At 62.4% G+C, this 22959-nt stretch carries 21 protein-coding genes; 9 read left to right on the top strand and 12 right to left on the bottom strand.

All coding sequences use genetic code 11. The features are described from left to right. Positions 1-12: 12 nt before the first annotated feature. The 4 genes from ACIPZG_RS03340 to acs form a co-directional block, all read right to left on the bottom strand. Entirely contained in the window at positions 13-711 is a 699-nt protein-coding gene (locus ACIPZG_RS03340) for an ABC transporter permease (RefSeq protein WP_400641738.1), read from the bottom strand. After that, positions 708-1397 (bottom strand): ABC transporter permease, encoded by a 690-nt coding sequence (locus ACIPZG_RS03335; protein ID WP_400641737.1) that lies wholly within the window; start codon positions 1395-1397, stop codon positions 708-710. The genes ACIPZG_RS03340 and ACIPZG_RS03335 overlap by 4 nt, the downstream gene beginning before the upstream one ends. An 88-nt stretch (positions 1398-1485) precedes the next feature. Next, positions 1486-2274 carry an ABC transporter substrate-binding protein gene (locus ACIPZG_RS03330; protein ID WP_400710167.1) on the bottom strand — a complete coding sequence of 263 codons (789 nt, stop codon included), beginning with the start codon at positions 2272-2274 and terminating at the stop codon, positions 1486-1488. A 506-nt stretch (positions 2275-2780) separates the two neighbouring features. Beyond that, on the bottom strand, positions 2781-4742 hold the full coding sequence (acs, locus tag ACIPZG_RS03325) for an acetate--CoA ligase (protein WP_400710164.1): 1962 nt from the start codon (positions 4740-4742) through the stop codon (positions 2781-2783). 415 nt (positions 4743-5157) lie between these two features. Between acs and ACIPZG_RS03320 the strand changes: the two genes are divergently transcribed. Beyond that, on the top strand, positions 5158-5412 hold the full coding sequence (locus ACIPZG_RS03320) for a DUF2790 domain-containing protein (protein ID WP_008096716.1): 255 nt from the start codon (positions 5158-5160) through the stop codon (positions 5410-5412). A 159-nt stretch (positions 5413-5571) separates the two neighbouring features. On the opposite strand, the gene ACIPZG_RS03315 is transcribed toward ACIPZG_RS03320, so the two are convergent. Continuing rightward, positions 5572-7131: a sigma-54-dependent transcriptional regulator gene (locus ACIPZG_RS03315; RefSeq protein ID WP_400641732.1), complete on the bottom strand. Its 1560-nt coding sequence runs from the start codon at positions 7129-7131 to the stop codon at positions 5572-5574. A 255-nt stretch (positions 7132-7386) separates the two neighbouring features. On the opposite strand from ACIPZG_RS03315, the gene phhA reads away from it, so the two are divergent. The 4 genes from phhA to ACIPZG_RS03295 all read left to right on the top strand — a co-directional run bounded on the left by phhA (position 7387) and on the right by ACIPZG_RS03295 (position 10265). Then, positions 7387-8175 carry a phenylalanine 4-monooxygenase gene (gene phhA / locus ACIPZG_RS03310; protein WP_400641730.1) on the top strand — a complete coding sequence of 263 codons (789 nt, stop codon included), beginning with the start codon at positions 7387-7389 and terminating at the stop codon, positions 8173-8175. 36 nt (positions 8176-8211) lie between these two features. Then, the gene (locus ACIPZG_RS03305) at positions 8212-8568 is read left to right on the top strand and encodes a 4a-hydroxytetrahydrobiopterin dehydratase (RefSeq protein WP_008096719.1); all 357 of its coding nucleotides are present in this window, start codon (positions 8212-8214) and stop codon (positions 8566-8568) included. A gap of 188 nt (positions 8569-8756) precedes the next feature. Next, positions 8757-8882: a hypothetical protein gene (locus ACIPZG_RS03300; protein WP_400710161.1), complete on the top strand. Its 126-nt coding sequence runs from the start codon at positions 8757-8759 to the stop codon at positions 8880-8882. A gap of 192 nt (positions 8883-9074) precedes the next feature. After that, positions 9075-10265 carry an MFS transporter gene (locus tag ACIPZG_RS03295; RefSeq protein WP_400710158.1) on the top strand — a complete coding sequence of 397 codons (1191 nt, stop codon included), beginning with the start codon at positions 9075-9077 and terminating at the stop codon, positions 10263-10265. 123 nt (positions 10266-10388) lie between these two features. On the opposite strand, the gene ACIPZG_RS03290 is transcribed toward ACIPZG_RS03295, so the two are convergent. Next, positions 10389-13409: an FAD-binding and (Fe-S)-binding domain-containing protein gene (locus ACIPZG_RS03290; RefSeq protein ID WP_400710155.1), complete on the bottom strand. Its 3021-nt coding sequence runs from the start codon at positions 13407-13409 to the stop codon at positions 10389-10391. Between the two features lie 152 nt (positions 13410-13561). On the opposite strand from ACIPZG_RS03290, the gene ACIPZG_RS03285 reads away from it, so the two are divergent. After that, positions 13562-14446, top strand: coding sequence for a LysR substrate-binding domain-containing protein (locus ACIPZG_RS03285; RefSeq protein WP_400710152.1), 885 nt, complete (start codon positions 13562-13564; stop codon positions 14444-14446). Positions 14447-14627: 181 nt separating this feature from the next. Here the strand turns inward: ACIPZG_RS03285 and ACIPZG_RS03280 are convergent, their stop codons facing one another. The 6 genes from ACIPZG_RS03280 to ACIPZG_RS03255 form a co-directional block, all read right to left on the bottom strand. Further along, positions 14628-16049, bottom strand: a complete 1422-nt coding sequence (locus ACIPZG_RS03280; RefSeq protein ID WP_400710149.1) for an amino acid permease — start codon at positions 16047-16049, stop codon at positions 14628-14630. Positions 16050-16721: 672 nt separating this feature from the next. Continuing rightward, on the bottom strand, positions 16722-17792 hold the full coding sequence (gene rluB / locus ACIPZG_RS03275; protein ID WP_008091813.1) for a 23S rRNA pseudouridine(2605) synthase RluB: 1071 nt from the start codon (positions 17790-17792) through the stop codon (positions 16722-16724). Between the two features lie 257 nt (positions 17793-18049). Further along, entirely contained in the window at positions 18050-18820 is a 771-nt protein-coding gene (gene scpB / locus ACIPZG_RS03270; protein ID WP_400710145.1) for an SMC-Scp complex subunit ScpB, read from the bottom strand. Beyond that, positions 18807-19532, bottom strand: coding sequence for a ScpA family protein (locus tag ACIPZG_RS03265; RefSeq protein ID WP_162130460.1), 726 nt, complete (start codon positions 19530-19532; stop codon positions 18807-18809). The genes scpB and ACIPZG_RS03265 overlap by 14 nt, the downstream gene beginning before the upstream one ends. 125 nt (positions 19533-19657) lie before the next feature. After that, positions 19658-20287, bottom strand: a complete 630-nt coding sequence (locus ACIPZG_RS03260) for an L-threonylcarbamoyladenylate synthase (protein WP_043273139.1) — start codon at positions 20285-20287, stop codon at positions 19658-19660. Between the two features lie 13 nt (positions 20288-20300). Next, a complete protein-coding gene (locus tag ACIPZG_RS03255) occupies positions 20301-21161 on the bottom strand; it encodes a PHP domain-containing protein (protein ID WP_400710141.1) in 861 nt (286 codons plus the stop codon). 67 nt (positions 21162-21228) lie between these two features. Here ACIPZG_RS03255 and ACIPZG_RS03250 point away from each other — a divergent pair, with 67 nt between their 5' ends. The 3 genes from ACIPZG_RS03250 (at position 21229) to ACIPZG_RS03240 (ending at position 22879) form a co-directional block, all read left to right on the top strand. Next, positions 21229-21822 carry a septation protein A gene (locus tag ACIPZG_RS03250; RefSeq protein ID WP_400710139.1) on the top strand — a complete coding sequence of 198 codons (594 nt, stop codon included), beginning with the start codon at positions 21229-21231 and terminating at the stop codon, positions 21820-21822. A 1-nt stretch (position 21823) separates the two neighbouring features. Further along, positions 21824-22123: a YciI family protein gene (locus tag ACIPZG_RS03245; protein ID WP_400710136.1), complete on the top strand. Its 300-nt coding sequence runs from the start codon at positions 21824-21826 to the stop codon at positions 22121-22123. A 78-nt stretch (positions 22124-22201) separates the two neighbouring features. Next, positions 22202-22879, top strand: coding sequence for a response regulator transcription factor (locus ACIPZG_RS03240; protein WP_400641709.1), 678 nt, complete (start codon positions 22202-22204; stop codon positions 22877-22879). The last annotated feature ends 80 nt before the right edge of the window (positions 22880-22959 follow it).

The raw sequence follows: 22959 nt of genomic DNA, 5'->3' as shown, positions 1-22959 counted from the left end.
CTCACAGAGCGTTCAGTGCTTGCGCGGCGCCAGGTAGCCGAGCCAACGGCGTTCGGCCAGCTTGAACAGGCGCACCAGGATGAAGGTCAGGCACAGGTAGAACACGCCCGCCGTGATGTAGGCCTCGAAAGGCAGGTAGTACTGGGCATTGACCGTGCGCGCCGCACCGGTGATGTCGATCAGGGTCACGATCGACGCCAGGCTGGTGGTCTGCAGCATCATGATCACTTCGTTGCTGTACTGCGGCAACGCCCGACGCAAGGCCGAAGGCAGCAGGATGCGGCGGTACATTTTCATGCGTGACATGCCCATGGCCTTGGCCGCCTCGATCTCGCCATGGGGCGTAGCCTTGAGGCTGCCGGCGATGATCTCGGCGGTGTAGGCGCTGGTGTTGACGGCGAAGGCCAGGCACGCACAGAAGGTCGCGCTGGACAGCCATGGCCAGAAGATACTCTCGCGCACCGCCTCGAACTGGGCCAGACCGTAGTAGATCAGGAACAGCTGCACCAGCATCGGCGTGCCGCGGATGACGTAGGTGTACAGCCAGGCGCTGATGTTCACCAGCGGATGCTTGGACACGCGCATCAGCCCCAGCGGCACAGCCGCCAGCAGGCCGAACAGCAGCGACAGCGCCAGCAGCTTGAGGGTGGTGAACAGGCCGCCAATGTACAGCGGCATGGCCTCCCAGATGACGTTGTAGTCGAAGATCATAGTTCAGCCACCTTGACTCCCACCGAGTAGCGCCGTTCGAGATACTTCAGGGCCAGCAGCGAGACGCTGGTGATCACCAGGTACAGTGCCGCCACCGCCAGGAAGAAGGTGAAGGGTTCGCGCGTGGCGTCCGCCGCCTGTTTGGCCTTGAACATCATGTCCTGCAGGCCGACTACCGAGATCAGCGCCGTGGCCTTGGTCAACACCAGCCAGTTGTTGGTGAAGCCCGGGATCGCCAGACGGATCATTTGCGGCACCAGGACGCGGAAGAACACCTGGCGGTTGCTCATGCCATAGGCCACGCCGGCTTCGGCCTGGCCCTTGGGAATACCGAGGAATGCACCGCGGAAGGTTTCCGACAGGTAGGCACCAAAGATGAAGCCCAGCGTACCGATACCCGCGACCAGCGGATTGAGGTCGACGTAATCGTCATAGCCGACCAGCGGCGCCAAGCGGTTGATGATGTCCTGCCCGCCGTAGAAGATCAGCAGGATCAATACCAAATCCGGAATACCACGGATCACCGTGGCATACATATCGCCCAACCAGGCCAGCCAGCGCACAGGCGACAAGCGCAATGCCACGCCAATCAGGCCGAGCACGATGGCCAGGGCCATCGACGACAGGGCGAGCTGCAGCGTCAGCCACGCCCCGTCGAGGATGACTGCCCCGTAGCCTTTCAACATGATGAGGTCCTCGACCTAGAGAATGAAAAATGGTGCAAACCTCAGAGCCTCTGCTGTTTGCACCATTGAACAGGTGAAACTCGACGTCTTACTTCGAGTCTGGACCGTAGATGTCAAAGTTGAAGTACTTGGCTTCAATTTGCTTGTACTTGCCGTTGGCACGGATGGCGTCGATGGCCGCGTTGATGCGGTCGGCGTTGGCCTTGTCACCTTTGCGCACAGCGATGCCCACGCCATCACCAAAGTACTTCACGTCGGTGAACGATGGACCCACGAAGGCGAAGCCCTTGCCGGCGTCGGTCTTCAGGAAGCCATCTTCGAGCAGGGTGGCATCGGCCACGGTGCCGTCCAGGCGGCCGGCGGCGACGTCCAGGTAGATTTCGTTCTGGGTACCGTAAGGCACGACGGTGGCACCTTTGGGCGCCAGTACTTCCTTGGCGAAACGGTCATGGATCGAGCCGCGCTGCACACCGATCTTCTTGCCCTTCAGCTCATCCAGGCTTTCGCTGACGGTGCTGCCTTCCTTCATGACCAGGCGCGCCGGGGTCAGGTAATAGCGCTTGGTGAAGTCGACCGACTTCTTGCGGTCTTCGGTGATCGACATGGACGACAGGATGGCGTCGATCTTGCGCACTTTCAGCGCCGGGATCAGGCCGTCGAATTCCTGCTCGACCCAGGTGCACTTGGCTTTCATTTCTTCACACAGGGCGTTGCCGATGTCGTAGTCGAAACCGGCGATGCTGCCGTCGGGCTGCTTGAAGGCGAAGGGTGGGTAGGCGGCTTCGATACCGATCTTCAACGGCTTTACATCATCGGCCTGCGACACCAGGGAAAACACGGAAAGCGCCAGGGCGCCAAGCAGTGCGAGCTTCTTCATCAGGTAACTCCATCGGTACGGGGCATTACAAGGCAGGGTAACAACTGCCCGATATGCGAATGGGTACAACGCGAGCCGCGCAGGGTTCGACCAAGGTCGCAGACCACGAGCGAGTGAGTGGCATTTTAACGACAGCCCGGTAGTCGATATTTCTTCAAAGCGACAACTACTTACAGAAGCGCCTGAAACCGCTGCGGGCGATGTTGACAGCCATTGCAAGATATGCAAGAGCGCAAGAAATAGAACCCATAGGACTAGCAATTACTGGGCCTATTATTGGCAAACCCTTGTGCTACGGCAAGTGCAGCGTGCTGCGTCGCACAAAACACCCACATGAACGCATCGAAATGGGGCATGAAATGTTTCCCTGCGCCTCGTTTTCGTGCGAAGCCGGTGACAGAAGAGTTACCGATGAATGTCGGGTAACAGTAAAGCAAAAACCCCGCCGGTTGCCTGGACGGGGTTTTCTTTGTTTAGAGAGGGGCTGCTTTGCAGCCCCAAAAGCCTCAAGCAGTCGCCAGGCTCATCGCCTTGTGCGTGTCGATCAGGTGCTGCACCACCCCCGGGTCGGCCAGGGTCGAAATATCACCCAGCGCACCGTATTCCCCCGTGGCGATCTTGCGCAGAATCCGCCGCATGATCTTGCCCGAGCGGGTTTTCGGCAGACCCGGCGCCCACTGGATCACATCCGGCGAGGCGATCGGACCGATCTCCTTGCGCACCCAGTTCTTCAGCTCCAGGCGCAACTGCTCGCTCGGCTCCACCCCAGCATTGAGGGTGACATAGACATAGATGCCCTGCCCCTTGATGTCGTGCGGCACGCCCACCACTGCCGCCTCGGCCACTTTGGCGTGGGCGACCATGGCACTTTCGATTTCGGCGGTGCCCATGCGGTGGCCGGACACGTTGAGCACGTCATCCACGCGGCCGGTGATCCAGTAGTAGCCATCCTCGTCGCGGCGAGCACCGTCACCGGTGAAGTACATGCCGCGGAAGGTCTTGAAGTAGGTATCGACGAAGCGGTCATGGTCGCCGTACAGCGAACGCGACTGACCTGGCCAGGAATCGAGAATCACCAGGTTGCCTTCGGCAGCGCCCTCGATCAAGTTGCCCAGGTTGTCCACCAGGGCTGGCACCACACCGAAGAACGGACGGGTCGCCGAGCCTGGCTTGAGGGCCGTGGCACCCGGCAGCGGGCTGATCAGCACGCCGCCGGTCTCGGTCTGCCACCAGGTGTCGACGATCGGGCAGCGCTCCTTGCCCACGGTCTTGTAGTACCAGTTCCAGGCTTCGGGGTTGATCGGCTCGCCCACCGATCCAAGCAACCGCAGGCTGGAACCATCAGCACCGGCCACGGCGGCCTCGCCCTCGGCCATCATCGCGCGGATGGCGGTCGGGGCCGTGTAGAGGATGTTGACCTTGTGCTTGTCGACGATCTTCGACACCCGGGTGATGTCCGGGTAGTTCGGCACGCCTTCGAACAGCAACGTGGTCGCGCCGTTGGCCAGCGGGCCGTAGACGATGTAGCTGTGGCCGGTCACCCAGCCGACGTCGGCGGTGCACCAGTAGACTTCGCCCGGGCGGTAGTCGAACACCCGCTCATGAGTCAGCGCGGCGTACACCAGGTAACCGCCAGTGGTGTGCAGCACGCCCTTGGGCTTGCCGGTGGAACCGGAGGTATAAAGGATGAACAGTGCTTCCTCGGCGCCCATCTCTTTCGGCGCGCAGTGGCTGGACGCGACTTTCATCAGGTCTTCGTACCAGATGTCACGGTGCTGGTGCCAGGCGATGTCGCCGCCAGTGCGCTTGCACACGATGATCTTTTGCACGCTGTTGGTTTCAGGGTTGGTCAGCGCCAGGTCGACGTTGGCCTTGAGCGGGGTACGACGGCCACCGCGCACACCTTCGTCGGCGGTGATCACCACCTTGGAGCGGCAGTCGATGATGCGTCCGGCCAGCGCTTCCGGCGAGAAGCCGCCGAAGACCACCGAGTGAATGGCACCGATGCGGGCACAGGCCAGCATGGCTACCACCGCTTCCGGGATCATCGGCATGTAGATGGTGACCACGTCACCACGGTGCACATCCTGGCCGCGCAGGGCGTTTGCAAATTTGCAGACCTGCTCGTGGAGTTCGCGGTAGGTGATGTTGCGGTGCTCTGAGGGGTCGTCGCCCTCCCAGATGATTGCCAGCTGGTCGCCGCGGGTTTCGAGGTGGCGGTCCAGGCAGTTGGAGGAAACGTTCAGAGTGCCATCGGCAAACCACTTGATATCGACATGGTGATCGTCGAAGGAAGTCTGCTTGACCTTGGTGAATGGCTTGATCCAGTCGAGACGCTGGGCCTGCTCGCGCCAGAAGCCGTCCGGGTTGATCACCGATTGCTGGTACATGGCCTTGTAGGTGGCCTCGTCGGTCAGGGTAGTGGCCGCAACCTCGGGACGAACGGGATACAGTGGAGCCGCACTCATCTGTGTTACCTCGGTGTAATTGTTTTTGTATGGAATCGTTTGTAACTGTACCAGAGCGGCAAAAGCCATTCGACGATGGTAGTAGCGCGACGGGAAAAATCTTCGGGGTTTGGGGGGGACAGCTCTAGCCCGCGGCCGGCGGCCCGGCGAGGTAAAAATGAGGAGGAGCTTGCCGGGGATTGTTACAGATTCTGTCAAAAGGCAAAAAAACTTTATCAAAACACTATCTGTTTCCCTTAGTTGCCGAGGCATAAGATTCACCTCGCCAGCAACGGCAAGGCGATTAACTACCGGCAACAGCCCCCACGAAGGCACACGTTAATCCCTCTCTAATCCCGAAAGTTAAAACTTGGCTGTACTCGCGGCGTCACAAGCGCCGCGTGCCCCCTCACGACCTTAGACAGGTAAATTGAAGATGAAAGCTTTACTGGTATTGGTACTTGGCGGTCTTTGCAGCGCGGCAATCGCCGGCGAGGCAAATGATGTCGAGCAGATTCCGGTTGAACAGTACAGTTACTCGCAGCACCTGGACATCGCTCGCGTCATTTCCATGAGCGAAGTGCCAAATGTCTGCGAAGTCGTGCCCGCTCGGATGACCTACGAGGACTCCCAGGGCCAGAAGCACATTCTTGAATACCGCGTGATGGGGAACGGTTGCTCCAACGGCTGAGGCTTGCAATCTAGCAGGTTGCGCCCTGTGGGAGCGGGCTTGCCCCGCGAACCAGGGCGAAGCCCTGGCCATACACCTTTATTGCCCTGGCCGACCCTTTCGCGGGACAAGCCCGCTCCCACAGAGTATTTTGAAACTCTCAGCTAACAGGCTGTAACTTTACTCACCCGACTTGCCAAGGGAATAGTCCCGCAACTTATTGGCAATGGTCGTGTGCGAAACACCCAATCTTTTGCCCAACGCACGGCTACTTGGGTATTCACCCATCAAACTTTCCAACACCGCCTTTTCAAATCGTCCGACAATCTGTGAAAGATCCCCGTCCAGGGAAAATTCGCCCAAAGGTTGCCGCACGCCATAATCCGGCAAACGGATGTGCTCGCTTTTAACCACCCCGCCTTCACAGAGCGATACCGCCTGGAACAATACGTTTTCCAGTTGCCGCACATTGCCCGGCCAATGATATTGCGCCAGTTTGTCCATCGCCGCCGGTGCCAGGCGCGGCATGGCGCAGCCGATTTGCCGGCTGGCCTGGTCGAGAAAGTGCTGCACCAACCCTTCGAGCCCGTCCATGCACTCACGCAGCGGCGGAATATGCAGCGACAGCACGTTGAGGCGGTGGTACAGGTCCTGGCGAAACTCGCCGCGGGCGCACAGCTCGGACAGGTCCACCTGAGTGGCGCAGATCACTCGAACATCGAGGTACACCTCTTCATCGCTACCGACTCGACGAAAGCAGCCGTCCTGCAGAAAACGCAGCAGTTTCACCTGCAGGCGCGGGCTCATCTCGCCGACCCCGTCGAGGAACAACGTGCCGCCGGCGGTCAGCTCCAGCAGCCCTAGCTTGCCTTCGGCGCGTGCGCCCTCGAATGCCCCAGGGCCGTAACCGAACAGCTCGGTCTCGGCCATGGATTCCGGCAGCCCGGCACAGTTGAGCGCCATCAGCGGTGCCTGCCCGCGCGGGCTGGCCAGGTGGCAAGCACGGGCCAGCAGCTCCTTGCCCGTACCGGTTTCGCCTTCGATCAGCAGCGGTGCATCCAGTGGCGCCATGCGCCGCGCCTCACGCACGACTGCAGCCATGACCCGTGAACTCTGGAAGATGCTGTCGAAGCCCCGCAGCTCCTGCTTGCGCACGTTATAGATGCGCTCGCCAATGCGATCGGCGCGATGCAGGGTAAGTACCGCACCCGCCAGGGCCTCACTGTCATCGTGCTCGGACTGCAACGGTGCGATGTCAGCCAGGAACACATCACCCTTGACCTTGATGCGCAGGCCATTGATCCGTGACTTGTTGGCCCGGACCAGCTCCGGCAGATCGAAATCCTCCACATAGCGCGCCAATGGCATACCTGGCACTTCGTCGACGCGCACGCCGAGCAACTGCGCAGCGGTGCGGTTGGCGGCGACGATACTGCCGCCCATGTCCACCGACAGCACCGGGAAGTCCAGGGCACCCAGCAGTGCATTGAGCTCCATGTGCCGCCGCTCGCTGGGCATCAGACCGACACGCTTGACCCCGAACACCCCGGCGATCGACTCGAACTTGGGCCGCAATGCCTGGAACTGCAAGTTGATGAGATTCGGGCAGTGCAGGTAGATGGCATTGCCATGGTCCCCTCCCACCTCGCCGCGCAGCACGTTGATACCGTATTCCACCAGCAGGTTGAGGATGTCGCGGAGGATGCCGATGCGGTTCTGGCAATGCACTTTGATACGCATGATTGCTCTCGAAGCGGCGAAGTATTTCAACCTCGCCTGGAAAATTCGTAAAGATAAGCTGACAAAATTGAAGCTTTCATCAGCGCGATGTGCCGAATTTTCCGGCATGCTGCCTACTTTGTAAAATAATCGTTACGAAATGAAGATCGGCGGGCCCGCTGCGCTACCTGCCAACCCCGTGCAAATCATACGGATGCGGGATATTTCTGGTGTATGTCGTGGACATAACAAGAATGCCCTCACCAGGAGAGCCACATGAAACAGACGCAATACGTGGCACGCGAGCCCGATGCGCATGGTTTTATCGACTACCCGCAGCAAGAGCATGCGGTGTGGAACACGCTGATCACCCGCCAGCTTAAGGTCATCGAAGGCCGCGCGTGCCAGGAGTACCTGGACGGCATCGACCAGCTCAAGCTGCCCCATGACCGTATCCCGCAACTGGGCGAGATCAACAAGGTGCTGGGCGCCACCACCGGCTGGCAGGTTGCCCGGGTACCGGCACTGATCCCCTTCCAGACCTTCTTCGAATTGCTGGCCAGCAAACGCTTCCCGGTCGCCACCTTCATCCGTACACCAGAAGAACTGGACTACCTGCAGGAACCGGACATCTTCCACGAGATCTTCGGCCACTGCCCGCTGCTGACCAACCCTTGGTTCGCCGAATTCACCCACACCTACGGCAAGCTGGGCCTGGCCGCGACCAAGGAGCAACGCGTGTACCTGGCGCGGCTGTACTGGATGACCATCGAATTCGGCCTGATGGAAACCCCGCAAGGTCGCAAGATCTACGGCGGTGGCATCCTCTCCTCGCCCAAGGAGACCGTCTACAGTCTGTCAGGCGAGCCGGAGCACCAGGCTTTCGACCCGATCGAAGCCATGCGCACCCCGTACCGCATCGACATCCTGCAGCCGCTGTACTTCGTGCTGCCAAACCTCAAGCGGCTGTTCGACCTGGCCCACGAAGACATCATGGGCATGGTTCAACAAGCCATGAAGCTGGGGCTGCATGCGCCGAAGTTTCCACCCAAGCAGGCTGCCTGAGCCCTCTCGATAACAACTCGAACCGGAAAAGTACCCATGAATGCCTTGAACCAAGCCCATTGCGAAGCCTGCCGCGCCGATGCGCCGAAAGTCACCGACGACGAGCTGGCCGAGCTGATCCGCGAGATCCCGGACTGGAACATCGAAGTACGCGACGGCCACATGGAGCTGGAGCGCGTGTTCCTGTTCAAGAACTTCAAGCACGCCCTGGCCTTCACCAATGCCGTGGGCGAGATCGCTGAAGCCGAAGGCCACCACCCAGGCCTGCTGACCGAGTGGGGCAAGGTCACCGTGACCTGGTGGAGCCACTCGATCAAAGGCCTGCACCGCAACGACTTCATCATGTGCGCACGCACAGACAAGGTTGCCGAAACGGCTGAAGGCCGTAAGTAACCTGAAAAAGGGCCGCACAGCGGCCCTTTTTCATTGGGAACAATGTCCGGTATCCGCACGCAAAACCGACAAGCGACCGGGAATTAATTACAAACTGTCATCCAGACTTGTGTATCCTGCCCCAGCTTTCCGAAGCTCGAACCGCGCCTGCCGCAGACTTTTCACTCACACTTGCGAGGAACGACGAGATGCATGAGATCCCGAATTTTCCCTTCCCAAGCCTGAACCCCGAAGAGCCAACCGTTGCCGCCCACTCCGAACCGACGCCTGCCGTCGAGGATGGCGACGAACAATCCAGCGCTGATCAGGAATAACTGCGCACTCCCATCGGCTGTGTGAAAACGGCTGACCTGCGGGCCTCCCCCGTCATCTAAGTTTTCACACCGTCCAGCCTCGACCAGCAGCCTGCTGGCACAGGCATTCTTCATGCAAGCCCCTCCCACAGATCATCCCTGGGTAGTTATCATCGCAGGGTTCACGCCTGCCTATTGTCCATTGGATTCTTCATGTCCGCGCCTGCCCCCTCCCAGCTTGCGATCACCGCGCAAGTCGTTTCCATCGTGCTGTTCACCTTCATCGGCTACCTGAACATCGGCATCCCCTTGGCCGTGCTGCCGGGTTATGTGCACAACGAGCTGGGCTTCAGCGCCGTGGTCGCGGGCCTCGTGATCAGCGTCCAGTACCTGGCGACCCTGCTCAGCCGCCCTACCGCCAGCCGCATCATCGACAACCTGGGCAGCAAGAAGGCAGTCATGTACGGGCTGTTCGGCTGCGGCTTGAGCGGCGTGTTCATGCTGGCCTGCGCCTTTCTGACCCACTTGCCCTGGGTGAGCCTGGCCTGCCTGCTGGTGGGCCGCCTGGTGCTGGGCAGCGCCGAGAGCCTGGTGGGCTCTGGCTCGATTGGCTGGGGTATCGGCCGGGTCGGCGCCGAGAACACCGCCAAGGTCATTTCCTGGAACGGCATCGCCAGCTATGGCGCACTGGCCGTCGGCGCGCCACTGGGCGTGCTGATGGTCAAGAGCCTGGGCCTGTGGAGCATGGGCGCGAGCATCATCCTGCTGGGTGTGGTCGGCCTGCTGCTGGCCTGGCCCAAGCGCGCTGCACCGGTCGTCAGTGGCGTGCGCCTGCCGTTCCTGCGGGTGCTGGGCAAGGTGTTCCCGCATGGATCGGGGCTGGCCCTGGGCTCGATCGGCTTCGGCACCATCGCCACGTTCATCACCCTGTACTACGCCAGCCGCGACTGGGGCAACGCCGCCCTGACCCTGAGCCTGTTCGGCGCCAGCTTCATCAGTGCGCGGTTGCTGTTCGGCAACCTGATCAACCGGATTGGCGGGTTTCGCGTGGCCATTGTCTGCCTGGCGGTGGAAACACTGGGGCTGCTGATGCTGTGGCTCGCGCCCAGCGCAGAGATGGCGCTGGCCGGTGCGGCGCTGAGCGGGTTTGGTTTCTCGTTGGTGTTCCCGGCGCTGGGGGTGGAGGCGGTGAACCAGGTTTCGGCGGCCAACCGCGGGGCGGCGGTGGGGGCGTATTCCCTGTTCATCGACTTGTCGCTGGGGATTACCGGGCCGCTGGTGGGGGCGGTGGCGTCGGGGTTCGGGTTTGCTTCGATGTTTCTGTTCGCGGCGGCGGCGGCCTGTTGCGGGTTGGTGTTGAGCTTGTATCTGTACAGGCAGGCGCGGAGGCAGCGGGAGCGTTAGAAGCTGGGGGCGCTTTGCGCCCCTTTCGCGACACAAGGCCGCTCCTACAGAAGCACGGGGCCTCTTGTAGGAGCGGCCTCGTGTCGCGAAAGGGCTGCAAAGCAGCCCCCAGGGCCCTGAAGGTCAGCGCTGCGCGTACTGCAACACCACTTCCAGCGGGTGACGCATCTGCCGTTCGGTCATGCGCTTGACCTGGCTGCGGCACGAATAACCGGTCGCCAGTGCCTCACCCTCCTTGTCCAGCTTGGTCGCCCACGACTGCTCGAAGATCGTCCGCGAGGTATCCTGGTTGCGCGCCTCGTGCCCATAGGTGCCGGACATGCCGCAGCACCCCGTGGCCTCGGTCACCAGCTTCAGGCCCAAGCGGGCGAACACCTGCTCCCATTGCTTGGTACTGGCCGGCACGTTGGTCTTCTCGGTGCAGTGCGCCATCAGGCGGAAGTTGCCTGGCGCGGTCGGTGCCTGCTCTGGCAGAACGTCCATCAGCCATTCCTGTGGTAGCAGCACGTTCGGGCTGCCCTCAAGCCCCGGCACCTTCTGGTATTCCTGGCGGTAGACCAGGGTCATCGCCGGATCCAGGCCCACCAGCGGCACGCCGCAGTCGGCCAAGGCCTTGAGCTGGGTGGCGTTGCGGATGGCGGCCTTGGCGAAGGCACCGAGGAAGCCCTGCACATGCAGCGGCTTGCCGTTGGCGCTGTAAGGCGCCAGGAACACCCGGTGACCAAGGCGGTGGGCCAGCTCGATGAACGCAGCCAGCAGCGGCGTCTCGAAGTAGCGAGTGAAGGCGTCCTGCACCAGCACGATGCTGCGCTCGCGCTGGGCTGGCGTCAGTTCGCGCAGCGCTGGCACGCTGGCCACGCCGACCCGGCAACGGGTCAGGGTGGACTGGAAGTTGAAGCGGCTGATCAGTGGGCTGTCGACCATGCCGACCTGCTCCGCCAACAGCCTGCTCACCCACTTCGAACCCATCACCGCGTTGTAGAGCCCCGGCGCATGGGCCAGGTAAGGGATGGTGAATTCCAGCGAGCCGATCAGGTAGTCACGCAGCGGGCGCTGGTAGCGGCCGTGGTACAGCTCGAGGAAACGCGAGCGGAAGTCCGGCACGTTGACCTTGATCGGGCACTGCCCCGCGCACGATTTGCACGCCAGGCAGCCAGCCATGGCGTCGTACACTTCATGGGAGAAGTCTTCCTGCCCCTGGCTGCGCGCGCGGTTATTGCGCAGACGCGCCGGCAGGCCCTTGAGCCACGACACCTTGTTGCGCGCCGCGGCGAGCACGTCGATGTTCGCTTCGCCTTGCAGGCGCAGCCACTCGCGCATCAACGAGGCACGGCCCTTGGGCGAATGCTGACGTTCACGGGTGGCCTTCCACGACGGGCACATGGCGTCGTTGGGGTCGTAGTTGTAGCAGGCGCCGTTGCCGTTGCAGTGCACGGCACTGGGGAAGTCCTGCCACACACGCTCGTCGATGGTGCGGTCGAGATCACCGCGCAGGGTCACGCCGTCAACCTTGGTCAGGCCCTCGGCACTGTCCGGCGGAGTGCAGATCTTGCCGGGGTTGAGCTGGTTGTGCGGGTCGAATGCACCTTTCAGGCGCTGCAGTGCGGGGTACAGCTCGCCGAAGTATTCCGGCACGTACTCTGAACGCAGGCCCTTGCCATGCTCGCCCCAGAGCAGGCCGCCATAGCTTTTGGTCAACGCCGCCACGGCATCGGAGATCGGCTTGACCAGCGCGGCCTGGGCCGGGTCTTTCATGTCCAGCGCCGGGCGTACGTGCAACACGCCGGCATCGACGTGGCCGAACATGCCGTAGGCCAGGCCGTAGCCGTCGAGCAGCGCACGGAAGTCGGCGATGTAATCGGCCAGTTGCTCCGGCGGCACGGCGGTGTCTTCGACAAACGGCTGCGGCCGCACTTCGCCCTCGACGTTGCCGAGCAGGCCCACCGAGCGCTTGCGCATGGTGTAGACGCGGGTCACCGCCTCGGCACCTTCGGCCAGGGTATGGCCCAGGCGCTCGACGCCGGTATCGCGCTGCAGGTGCTCGATGAAGGCGTCGACCCGGGCATTGACCTCGGCCGGCTCGTCACCGCAGAACTCCACCAGGTTGATACCCAGGGTCGGGCGCTCGGGGTCGGCCGGGAAGTATTCGGCAACGCTGTGCCAGACGATGTCCTTCATCGCCAGCATCAGCACCTTGGAGTCCACCGTCTCGATCGACAATGGCTTGTGCGCCATCAGCGCATTGGCATCGCGCAGGGCGTCCATGAAGCTTGCGTAGCGGACGTTCACCAGCACCGCGTACTTGGGAATCGGCAGCACGTTGAGCTTGGCTTCCACCACGTAGCCCAACGAGCCTTCGGCACCGCACAGCACGCTGTTGAGGTTGAACCGGCCCTGTTCGTCGCGCAGGTGCGCCAGGTCATAACCGGTCAGGCAACGGTTGAGCTTGGGGAAGGTGCTCTCGATCAGCTCGGCCTGGGTTTCCTGGATTTCCCGGGCCATGCGGTACACCTCGCCGACCCGGCCGCTGGCGGCACAAGCCTGTTCCAGCGCGGCATCATCGATCGGCAGGCTATGCAGGCGCTCGCCACCGAGCAGCACGCTGTGCAGTTCGAGCACGTGATCGCGGGTCTTGCCGTAGGTGCAACTGCCCTGGCCGCTGGCGTCAGTGTTGATCATGCCACCGACGGTGGCGCGGTTGGAGGTGGACAGCTCGGGCGCGAAGAACAGCCCGTGCGGCTTGAGCGCGGCATTGAGCTGGTCCTTGACCGTACCCGCCTCGACCCGCACCCAGCGTTCCTCGACGTTGATTTCGAGGATCTTGTTCATGTGCCGCGACAGGTCGACGATGATGCCGTCGGTCAGCGACTGGCCGTTGGTACCGGTGCCACCGCCACGCGGGGTCAGCTTGACCTGCTGGAAACGCGGCTCGCCCATCAGCGTGGCGACCCGCGCCACGTCGTCGGCGTCCAGCGGGAACACTGCTGCCTGGGGCAGGCGCTGATAGATCGAGTTGTCGGTGGCCAGCACGGTACGGGTGCCGTAGTCGGCACTGATCTGGCCACGGAAGCCGCTGTTGCGCAGGGCTTCGAGGAATTCGGGGTAAGCGGCGGTCGGCGCAAGGGTCGGCAGCTGGGCGATCATCGAAGGATGGCCTCTTGATATGGGCTAATTCACGGGAATCCTGTCATCCCGGCATAGGTCGATGCAGGCAGGGATGACGTATAGGCCAATGTTCCTGTAGTTTCGCCTCAGGGGCAAACGGATAATCCTGCCGCTATCGATGACTTTTGTGAATGAATTACCGCCACCTGACACCGTCCATGTCACTGCTGCTGGCTTTCGAGGCCGCTGCCCGGCATGAAAGCTACACCCGTGCCGCCGCCGAACTGTCCCTGACCCAGAGCGCGGTCAGTCGCCAGGTGCAGGCGCTGGAGCAGCAACTGGGGCTGACCCTGTTCCGTCGCGAAGGCCGGCAGGTGCAACTGACTGATGTCGGCCGGCTGTACCAGCGCGAGCTGAGCGAAGCATTGGGGCGCATCCGCAGCGCCACGCTGCAGGCCCTGGCTTATCAGTCCGGGGTCGGCACCCTGCGCCTGGCCACTTTGCCCACCTTCGGTTCCAAGTGGCTGCTGCCGCGCCTGCACGCGTTCTACAGCGCCCACCCGGGGATGCTGGTGCATATTCATTCACGGATCGAAGCCATCAACTTCGACACCAGCGAGATCGATGCTGCCATTGGCGTGGCCAGCCATGACCTGCCCGGATTGATCTGCCATCGCCTGCACGCCGAGGAACTGGTGGTGATCCTGCCCCCGCAAGCTGGCGCGCAAGCCCAGGACTGGCCGCCCGTGCGGATCAGCGAAGAGGTATTGCTCAACGTCGCCAACAACCCGCATGCGTGGGGCGAATGGTTCTCGCATCATGGCTTGCCGCACCGGGCGATGCGCCTGGGGCCAAGTTTCGAATTGACCTCGCATTTGATCCAGGCAGTGCGGGCCGGGATCGGGATCGGGTTGGTACCGCGGATTCTGGTGGAGGAGGAACTGGCCAAGGGTGAGCTGTTCAACCCCGGGGCGGCGTTTGCCAGCCAGCGCAGTTATTACCTGATCTACCCGCCGAGGAATGAGGCGCTGCCTTCGTTGCGAGCGTTTCGTAGCTGGTTGCTCGAACAGATCTGAATGCTTCATTGCCAGATCCGGCCCTTTCGCGGGACAAGCCCGCCCCCACAAGTACTCCACTGCTCTTGGGTTCAGTGGAGTACTTGTGGGGGCGGGCTTGTCCCGCGAAAGGGCCAGTGCAGGCAACAAAAAACCCGATGCCAGTCACCTGACATCGGGTTTCGTCTACTGCCCGCAGCCTTTACTTGGCCGCAGTACCAGCCGTTGTGCCATTGACCTGCGGCCGGCGCTTGGACTTGACGGCATACGCCAGGAACATCACCAGCAGCCACACCGGAATCGCATACACCGACACCTGGATACCCGGGATCAGCAGCATGATGCCCAGAATCAGCACCACGAAGGCCAGGCAGATGTAGTTGCCGTACGGGTACCACAGCGCTTTGAACAGCGGCTTCTGGCCAGTGCGATCAAGGTGCTGGCGGAACTTCAGGTGCGAGTAGCTGATCATCGCCCAGTTGATCACCAGGGTCGCGACCACCAGCGACATCAGCAGCTCCAGCGCATTCTGCGGGATGAAGTAGTTCAGCAGCACCGCAATCAGGGTCACGGCTGCCGACACCAGGATCGAGCGCACCGGCACACCGCGCTTGTCGACCTTGGCCAGGGCCGCCGGGGCGTCACCCTGCTCGGCCATGCCCAGCAGCATGCGCGCATTGCAATAGGTGCCGCTGTTGTACACCGACAGCGCCGCAGTCAAGACCACGAAGTTCAGCAGGTGCGCCGCCACATCGCTGCCCAGCAGCGAGAACACCTGCACGAACGGGCTGCTGCCGTAGCTGCCGCCGGACGCGTCGATGCTGGCGACCAGGTTGTCCCATGGGGTCAGCGACAACAGCACCACCAGCGCACCGATGTAGAAGATCAGGATGCGGTAGATGACCTGATTGATCGCCTTGGGGATCACGGTTTTCGGCTTGTCGGCCTCGGCTGCGGTGAAGCCGAGCATTTCCAGGCCGCCGAAGGAGAACATGATGAACGCCAAGGCCATGACCAGGCCGCTGACGCCATGCGGGAAGAAGCCGCCATGGGCCCACAGGTTGGTCACCGAAGCTTCGGGGCCGCCGCTGCCGCTGGTCAGCAGGTAGGCACCCAGGCCGATCATGCCGACGATGGCTGCCACCTTGATGATGGCGAACCAGAACTCGGCTTCGCCGAAGACCTTCACGTTCATCAGGTTGATGGCGTTGATCAGCAGGAAGAAACCGGCCGCCGTCACCCAGGTCGGGATTTCCGGCCACCAGTAGTGAATGTACTTGCCAACCGCCGTGAGCTCCGACATGCCCACCAGGATGTACAGCACCCAGCAGTTCCAACCCGACAGGAAGCCGGCGAAACCGCCCCAGTACTTGTGGGCGAAGTGGCTGAACGAACCGGCCACCGGCTCTTCGACGATCATCTCGCCAAGCTGGCGCATGATCATGAAGGCGATGAAGCCGCAGATGGCGTAGCCGAGGATCATCGACGGGCCGGCGGATTTCATCACGCCTGCCGAGCCGAGGAACAGGCCGGTACCAATCGCGCCGCCAAGGGCGATCAACTGGATATGGCGGTTCTTCAGGCCCCGCTTGAGCTCGCCTGAATGCATGTTTTGTTCACTCATGAACGAAGTCACCTGCATTGTTTTTATCTGTGACGGAATCGGACCCACCGCGCTCGTGGCGCAGCGGAATGGGCAAGGTGGTTACCTTGGGTTTCTTGCACACAGGCGCCGCCAGGGCGGATCAACCGGGTGTGAGCAAGAGTGCGCGGTACGCAAAAGGGTCACAGGTAAAACGCGGCGCACTGTATACCCCTGCGAGCGCGCAGGCGTCAACGCGTTGCGTCAATTCCCGGGGGAAAAACGCAGCGGTCCTGTGGTGGATGCCTTCAAAGGCGAGGTGATCGGCGTACATGGCGCCTCCATTTGTTGTTCTATGTGCCCGACTCTGTGGACGGGCTTGTGCACATGGCAATGGACGCTATAACAGCGTGGGGACGGGGGTTTGAGCAATAGGGGGAGGGACTTAGGCGCAGGCTTTTGAGGGTGGGCGCGGCAAGATCTGTTTACAGAAAACCAGACCGACCAAGGAAAGCTGGGGAATTTGTACAAATTTCTTTACAGGGCGGTTTGAAAACTTGCCAGTCGTCCGAAAAATTGTTTTTTCTCAATATCTTGGGCCGCTTTGCGGCCAATCGCCGGCAAGCCGGCTCCCACAGGGACCGCAGGTGTCCCTGGAAAACAGGCACAAAAAAGCCAGCCCGAAGGCTGGCTTTTGATCATGGCCGATGCAGATCAGCCGCGCGGCTTGCCGCGACCGCGACCTGCTGGCTTGCCACCATCAGGCTTGGCTGGGCGCTTGCGCATGTCGCTCGGGCGCTCGGCAACGGCGCTGCCACGGCTCTTGCGTGGCGCTTCTTCACGCGGCTGGCGTGCAGGGCGCTCGGCAGGAGCAGCAGCACCGGCTTCATGCGACGGGCGCAGGTTGCGCACGCGCTCGCCACGGCCCAATGGACGGCTCGACTTGCGCTGCAGGCGCTCCATCTTGTCCTTGGCCTTGAGGTTCATGGCAGGCAGCGCCACCGGCTGCAGGCCCACTTCGGCGGCCAGGATGTCGATCTCGCCCTGGCTCATTTCACGCCAGCGGCCCATCGGCAGGTCGGAGTTGAGGAACACCGGGCCGAAGCGCACGCGCTTGAGGCGGCTGACCACCATGCCCTGGGATTCCCACAGGCGACGGACTTCGCGGTTGCGGCCTTCCATCACCACGCAGTGGTACCAGTGGTTGAAGCCTTCGCCGCCCGGCGCCTTCTGGATGTCGGTGAACTTGGCCGGGCCGTCTTCGAGCATCACGCCCGCTTTCAGGCGCTCGATCATCTCGTCGTCGACCTCGCCACGCACACGCACCGCGTACTCGCGGTCCATCTCGTAGGACGGGTGCATCAGGCGGTTGGCCAGCTCACCGTCGGTGGTGAACAGCAGCAGGCCGGTGGTGTTGATGTCCAGGCGGCCGATGTTGATCCAGCGGCCTTCTTTCGGGCGCGGCAGGCGGTCGAACACGGTCGGACGGCCTTCCGGGTCGTCACGGGTGCAGATCTCGCCATCGGGCTTGTTGTACATGATCACCCGGCGGGTGGCCTCGGCGGCCTCCTCACGCTTGATCAGCTTGCCGTCGACGGCGATGGCGTCATGCAGGTCGACGCGCTGGCCGAGGGTGGCCTCGACGCCGTTGACCTTGATGCGGCCCTGGCTGATCCAGGCCTCGACGTCACGGCGCGAGCCCACGCCGATACGCGCCAGCACTTTCTGCAGCTTTTCGCCGGCTGGCGGGGTGATTTCGGTATTTTGCAGGTCTTGCTCACTCATCTGGGCACCTCCCGGTGTAGGAATGAAAAATCAGGTTCTGGCGACGGACGCGCCAAAAGGCCGCGCATCATACGCGGTTCGGTGGGGGAACGCACTGGAGGGTAGTGGGTTTTGTCAGGGTGGGCGTGATTATCTGCCCAGTGGTTTGCGGAGCCAGTACCGGCCTCTTCGCGGGACAAGCCCGCTCCCACAGGGCAACGGAGAACCTGTGGGAGCGGGCTTGCCCCGCGAAAGGGCCGGCGATGACAACAGAAAGCTCAGGGCTGCAACTTGCCCTCGTCCTCCACCCAGGCCTCGGGCTCTTCTTCGCGTAAATCATCGAAATCGGTCTTCAGCCCCTCTTCCATGGCATCCAGTTCCACCAGCAGGCTGCGGAAACTGGTCTCCTCCTTCGGCTCCTCACCCCCCTCATCTTCACCCAGGCTGGCATCGGCCAGCGCCTGCAGGTGCGCTGGCACCGGCGCGTCATCCGGGTCGAGCAGCGGCTCCGGCTCCATCTCTCGCAGCTCTGCCAATGCCGGCAACTCCTCAAGGCTCTTGAGGTTGAAGTGATCGAGAAACGCCTTGGTGGTGGCGAACATCGCCGGCCGACCCGGCACTTCACGGTGACCGACCACGCGAATCCACTCGCGCTCCATCAGGGTCTTGATGATATTGCTGTTGACCGCCACGCCACGCACATCCTCGATCTCACCGCGGGTGATCGGCTGACGGTAGGCAATCAAGGCCATGGTCTCCAGCAGCGCACGGGAGTAACGCTGTGGACGCTCCTCCCACAAGCGGCCTACCCAGGGCGCGAAATTTTCACGGATCTGCAGCCGATAGCCGCTGGCCACTTCCTTGAGCTCGAACGCACGGCCAGCGCAGGACTTGCCCAGCACTTCCAGGGCCTTCTTGAAGACTTTCGGCTCGGGGCGCTCGCCCTCCTCGAACAACTCGTACAGGCGCTCGAGGGATTGCGGCTTGCCCGAGGCGAGCAGAAAAGCCTCGATCAGCGACGCCAGGTCGCGGGGGTCATTCAGGTTCATCGGTTTCTTCGACAGACTCGGCGCGCAGCCGCACATGGATGGGCGCAAAAGGCTCATTCTGCACCAGTTCGATCAGCGACTCCTTGACCAGTTCGAGGATCGCCATGAAGGTCACCACCACGCCCAGCTTGCCCTCCTCGGCGCCGAACAGTTCGACGAAGGGCACAAAACCTCCACCCTTGAGGCGCTCCAGCACATCACTCATGCGCTCGCGGGTGGACAGGGTCTCGCGGGTGATCTGGTGGCTTTCGAACAGGTCGTTGCGGCGCATGACCTCGGCCATGGACACCAGCAGCTCCTCCAGGCTGACCTGCGGCAACAGCTTGCGCACCTTGGCCTGGGGTGCTTCAAGACGCGGCACGACGACATCGCGGCCGACCCGGGGCAGCTCGTCGAGGCCCTCGGCGGCGGCCTTGAAGCGCTCGTACTCCTGCAGCCGACGGATCAGTTCGGCGCGCGGGTCGCCCTCTTCTTCCTCGATCGCGGTCGAGCGCGGCAGGAGCATGCGCGACTTGATTTCGGCCAGCATAGCGGCCATCACCAGGTATTCGGCGGCCAGCTCCAGGCGCACGCTCTTCATCAACTCGACGTAACCCATGTACTGGCGGGTGATCTCCGCCACGGGGATGTCGAGGATGTCGATGTTCTGCTTGCGGATCAGGTACAGCAGCAAATCGAGCGGGCCCTCGAAGGCTTCGAGGATGACTTCCAGGGCGTCCGGCGGGATGTACAGGTCCACCGGCATCTCGGTCAGCGCTTCGCCGTAGACCAGGGCCAACTGTAACTGCTGCGGCGATTCGGCTTCGATGCCAGGTGCCTCAGGGGTGTCCAGCTGGCTCACGCGCTGACCAGGAACGGCGTGGGGTCGCCGCAGCCTTCGCGAATCAATGCAGGCTCATCGCCGGTCAGGTCGATGATGGTGGAGGCCTTGAGATCACCGAAGCCGCCATCGATGATCAGGTCGACATGGTGCTCCAGGCGCTGACGGATCTCGTAGGGATCGGTCATGGGTTCTTCGTCGCCCGGCAAGATCAGGCTCACGCTCATCAACGGCTCGCCCAGTTCTTCGAGCAGCGCCAGGACTATCGGATTGGACGGTACGCGCAGGCCGATGGTACGGCGCTTCTCGTGCATCAGCAGCCGTGGTACTTCCCGGGTGGCATTGAGGATGAAGGTATAGGGCCCAGGAACATGCGCCTTGAGCAGGCGGAAGGTGGAGGTATCGATCTTGGCGAACAGCCCCATTTGCGACAGGTCGCAGCACAACAGGGTGAAATTGTGTTGCTTGTCCAGTTGGCGCAAGCGGCGAACCCGTTCGATCGCGTTCTTGTCGCCAATCTGGCAGCCCAAGGCGTATGCCGAGTCGGTGGGATACACCACCACGCCGCCCTTGCGAATGATTTCGACGGCCTGTTTTATCAGGCGCGCCTGCGGGTTCTCCGCATGAATCTGGAAAAATTGGCTCACGTAGTCGTCCTGTTCATACCGCCAAAGGCTGTTCATGGCTAAATCGGCGCCACAGAGGTGGCAGGTCCTCGGGCAATGGCCGGTAGGCACCGATCTCGCCCCAGGTGCCGGGGCCGTGGAAATCGCTGCCAGCGCTTGCCAGCAGGCCGAACTCACGGGTGAGGATGGACATCGTGCCCACCTGCTCGGCCGGCATCATCCCATTGACCACCTCAAGCGCCTGCCCGCCTGCCTGAATATAGTCGGCAATCAGCCGCCTGCGCTTGCTGCGGGTCAGATCGTAGTGCATGGGATGGGCCAGGCTCACCCAGGCATTCGACTGGCGCAGGGTGGCAACAGTTTCTTCAAGGGTCGGCCAGTGCAGCTTGACGTCGCCGAGCTTGCCCGCCCCCAGCCACTTGCGGAAGGCTTCACCACGGTCCTTGACGTGCCCGGCACGCACCAGGAACTCGGCGAAATGTGGCCGCGCAGGCGCGTTGCCGCTGTCGCCCAGCTCCTGCTGCACGGCGCGCGCGCCGTCGAGGGCACCCGGCATGCCTTTGGCGGACAGCCGTTTGTCGATTTCTTCGGCGCGCAGCCAGCGACCACGGTGCAAAGCCGTGATGGCATCGAGCAACGGTGGGGCGTCGAGCGGGAAGTCATAGCCCAGCACATGGATGGTCGCGCCACCCCAGGTGCACGACAATTCCACGCCACTGACCCAGCGCATGCCCAGCTCGGCACACGCCTGGCGCGCCTCTGGCAGGCCTTCGAGGGTGTCATGGTCGGTCAGGGACAAGGTCTGCACCCCGTGCTCATGGGCCCGGGCGACCAGGACCGCAGGCGACAGGGCGCCATCGGAGGCCGTGCTGTGACAGTGCAGATCAACATTCATGGAGGAGCGCTTTCGCTGGAATCGATGTTTGTTATTATGCCGTCACATCCTGATTCTGGCTGCCATTGTGAAACAATTCATCGATTTCATCCCGCTGCTGCTGTTCTTCATCGTCTACAAGCTCGACCCGCGCCCGATGGAAGTCGCTGGCCACAGCTTCGAGTTCGGCGGCATCTACAGCGCCACGGCGATGCTGATCGCCAGCTCGCTGCTGGTGTACGGCGCGCTGTTCCTGCGCCAACGCAAGCTTGAGAAGGGCCAGTGGCTGACGCTGATCGCCTGCCTGGTGTTTGGCGGCCTGACCCTGACCTTCCACAGCGAAACCTTCCTCAAGTGGAAGGCGCCGGTGGTCAACTGGCTGTTCGCCCTGGGCTTTGCCGGCAGCCATTTCATCGGCGACCGGGTGCTGATCAAGCGCATCATGGGCCATGCCCTGACCCTGCCCGACGCCGTGTGGACACGCCTGAACCTGGCCTGGATCGCCTTCTTCCTGTTCTGCGGCGCGGCGAACCTGTTCGTCGCCTTCACCTTCCAGGACTTCTGGGTCGACTTCAAGGTATTCGGCAGCCTGGGCATGACCGTGATCTTCCTGGTGGCGCAGGGTGTGTACCTGTCGCGCCACCTGCACGACGACCCTTCCACCTCCAAGACCAAGGATTGACATGCTCTACGCCATCATCGCCAGCGACGTCGCGAACTCCCTGGAAAAACGCCTGGCCGCGCGCCCGGCGCACATCGAGCGCCTGCAGCAGCTCAAGGCAGAAGGCCGCGTGGTGCTGGCCGGCCCGCACCCGGCCATCGACAGCAACGACCCAGGTGTTGCCGGTTTCAGCGGCAGCCTGATCGTCGCCGAGTTCGATTCGCTCGCCGCCGCCCAGGCCTGGGCCGATGCCGACCCGTACATTGCCGCCGGCGTATATGACAACGTCATCGTCAAGCCATTCAAGCAAGTCTTGCCATAACCGAAGAATTGGCGGCGCCTGCTGTATCTTTGCCACTGGCGCATACGTCAGACGCCGTCGATTTGAATTGAGTGAGTCATGAGCGAGCTGTTACTGATTGATGACGACCAGGAACTCTGCGAGCTGCTCGGCAGCTGGCTGACCCAGGAAGGCTTTACCGTGCGTGCCTGCCACGACGGCCAGAGCGCACGCAAGGCCCTGGCCGAGCACGAACCCGCGGCCGTGGTGCTGGATGTGATGCTGCCCGACGGCAGTGGCCTGGAGCTGCTCAAGCAGCTACGCAGCGAGCATGCCGAGTTGCCAGTGCTGATGCTTTCGGCCCGTGGCGAGCCGCTGGACCGTATTCTCGGCCTGGAACTGGGTGCCGACGATTACCTGGCCAAACCTTGCGACCCCCGTGAACTCACCGCACGCCTGCGGGCCGTGCTGCGCCGCAGCCACCCGACGGCCGCCACCACGCAACTGGAGATCGGTGACCTGGCCTTCAGCCCGGTACGTGGCGTGGTCAGCATCGACGGCCGGGAGATGAGCCTCACCCTGTCCGAAAGCCGTATTCTCGAAGCTCTGCTGCGCCAACCCGGCGAGCCGCTGGACAAGCAGGAACTCGCGCAAATCGGCCTGGGCCGCAAGTTGACACTGTATGACCGCAGCCTGGACATGCACGTGAGCAACCTGCGCAAGAAGATCGGCCCGCACGCCGACGGCCGCCCGCGCATCGTGGCCCTGCGCAGCCGTGGCTATTACTACAGCCTCTGACCTGCGCATCTTTACCGAGCCTTTACCCTTCCCTGACCGCGCTTGACCTTGATCTCCCTAGACTGAGCTCATCCGGTAAC

This window comes from Pseudomonas sp. NPDC089395, from assembly GCF_044749525.1.
Classification (GTDB): Bacteria; Pseudomonadota; Gammaproteobacteria; order Pseudomonadales; family Pseudomonadaceae; genus Aquipseudomonas.
The sequence above is the reverse complement of the archived record's forward strand: the minus strand, read 5'-3'. Positions and strand labels throughout refer to the sequence as shown.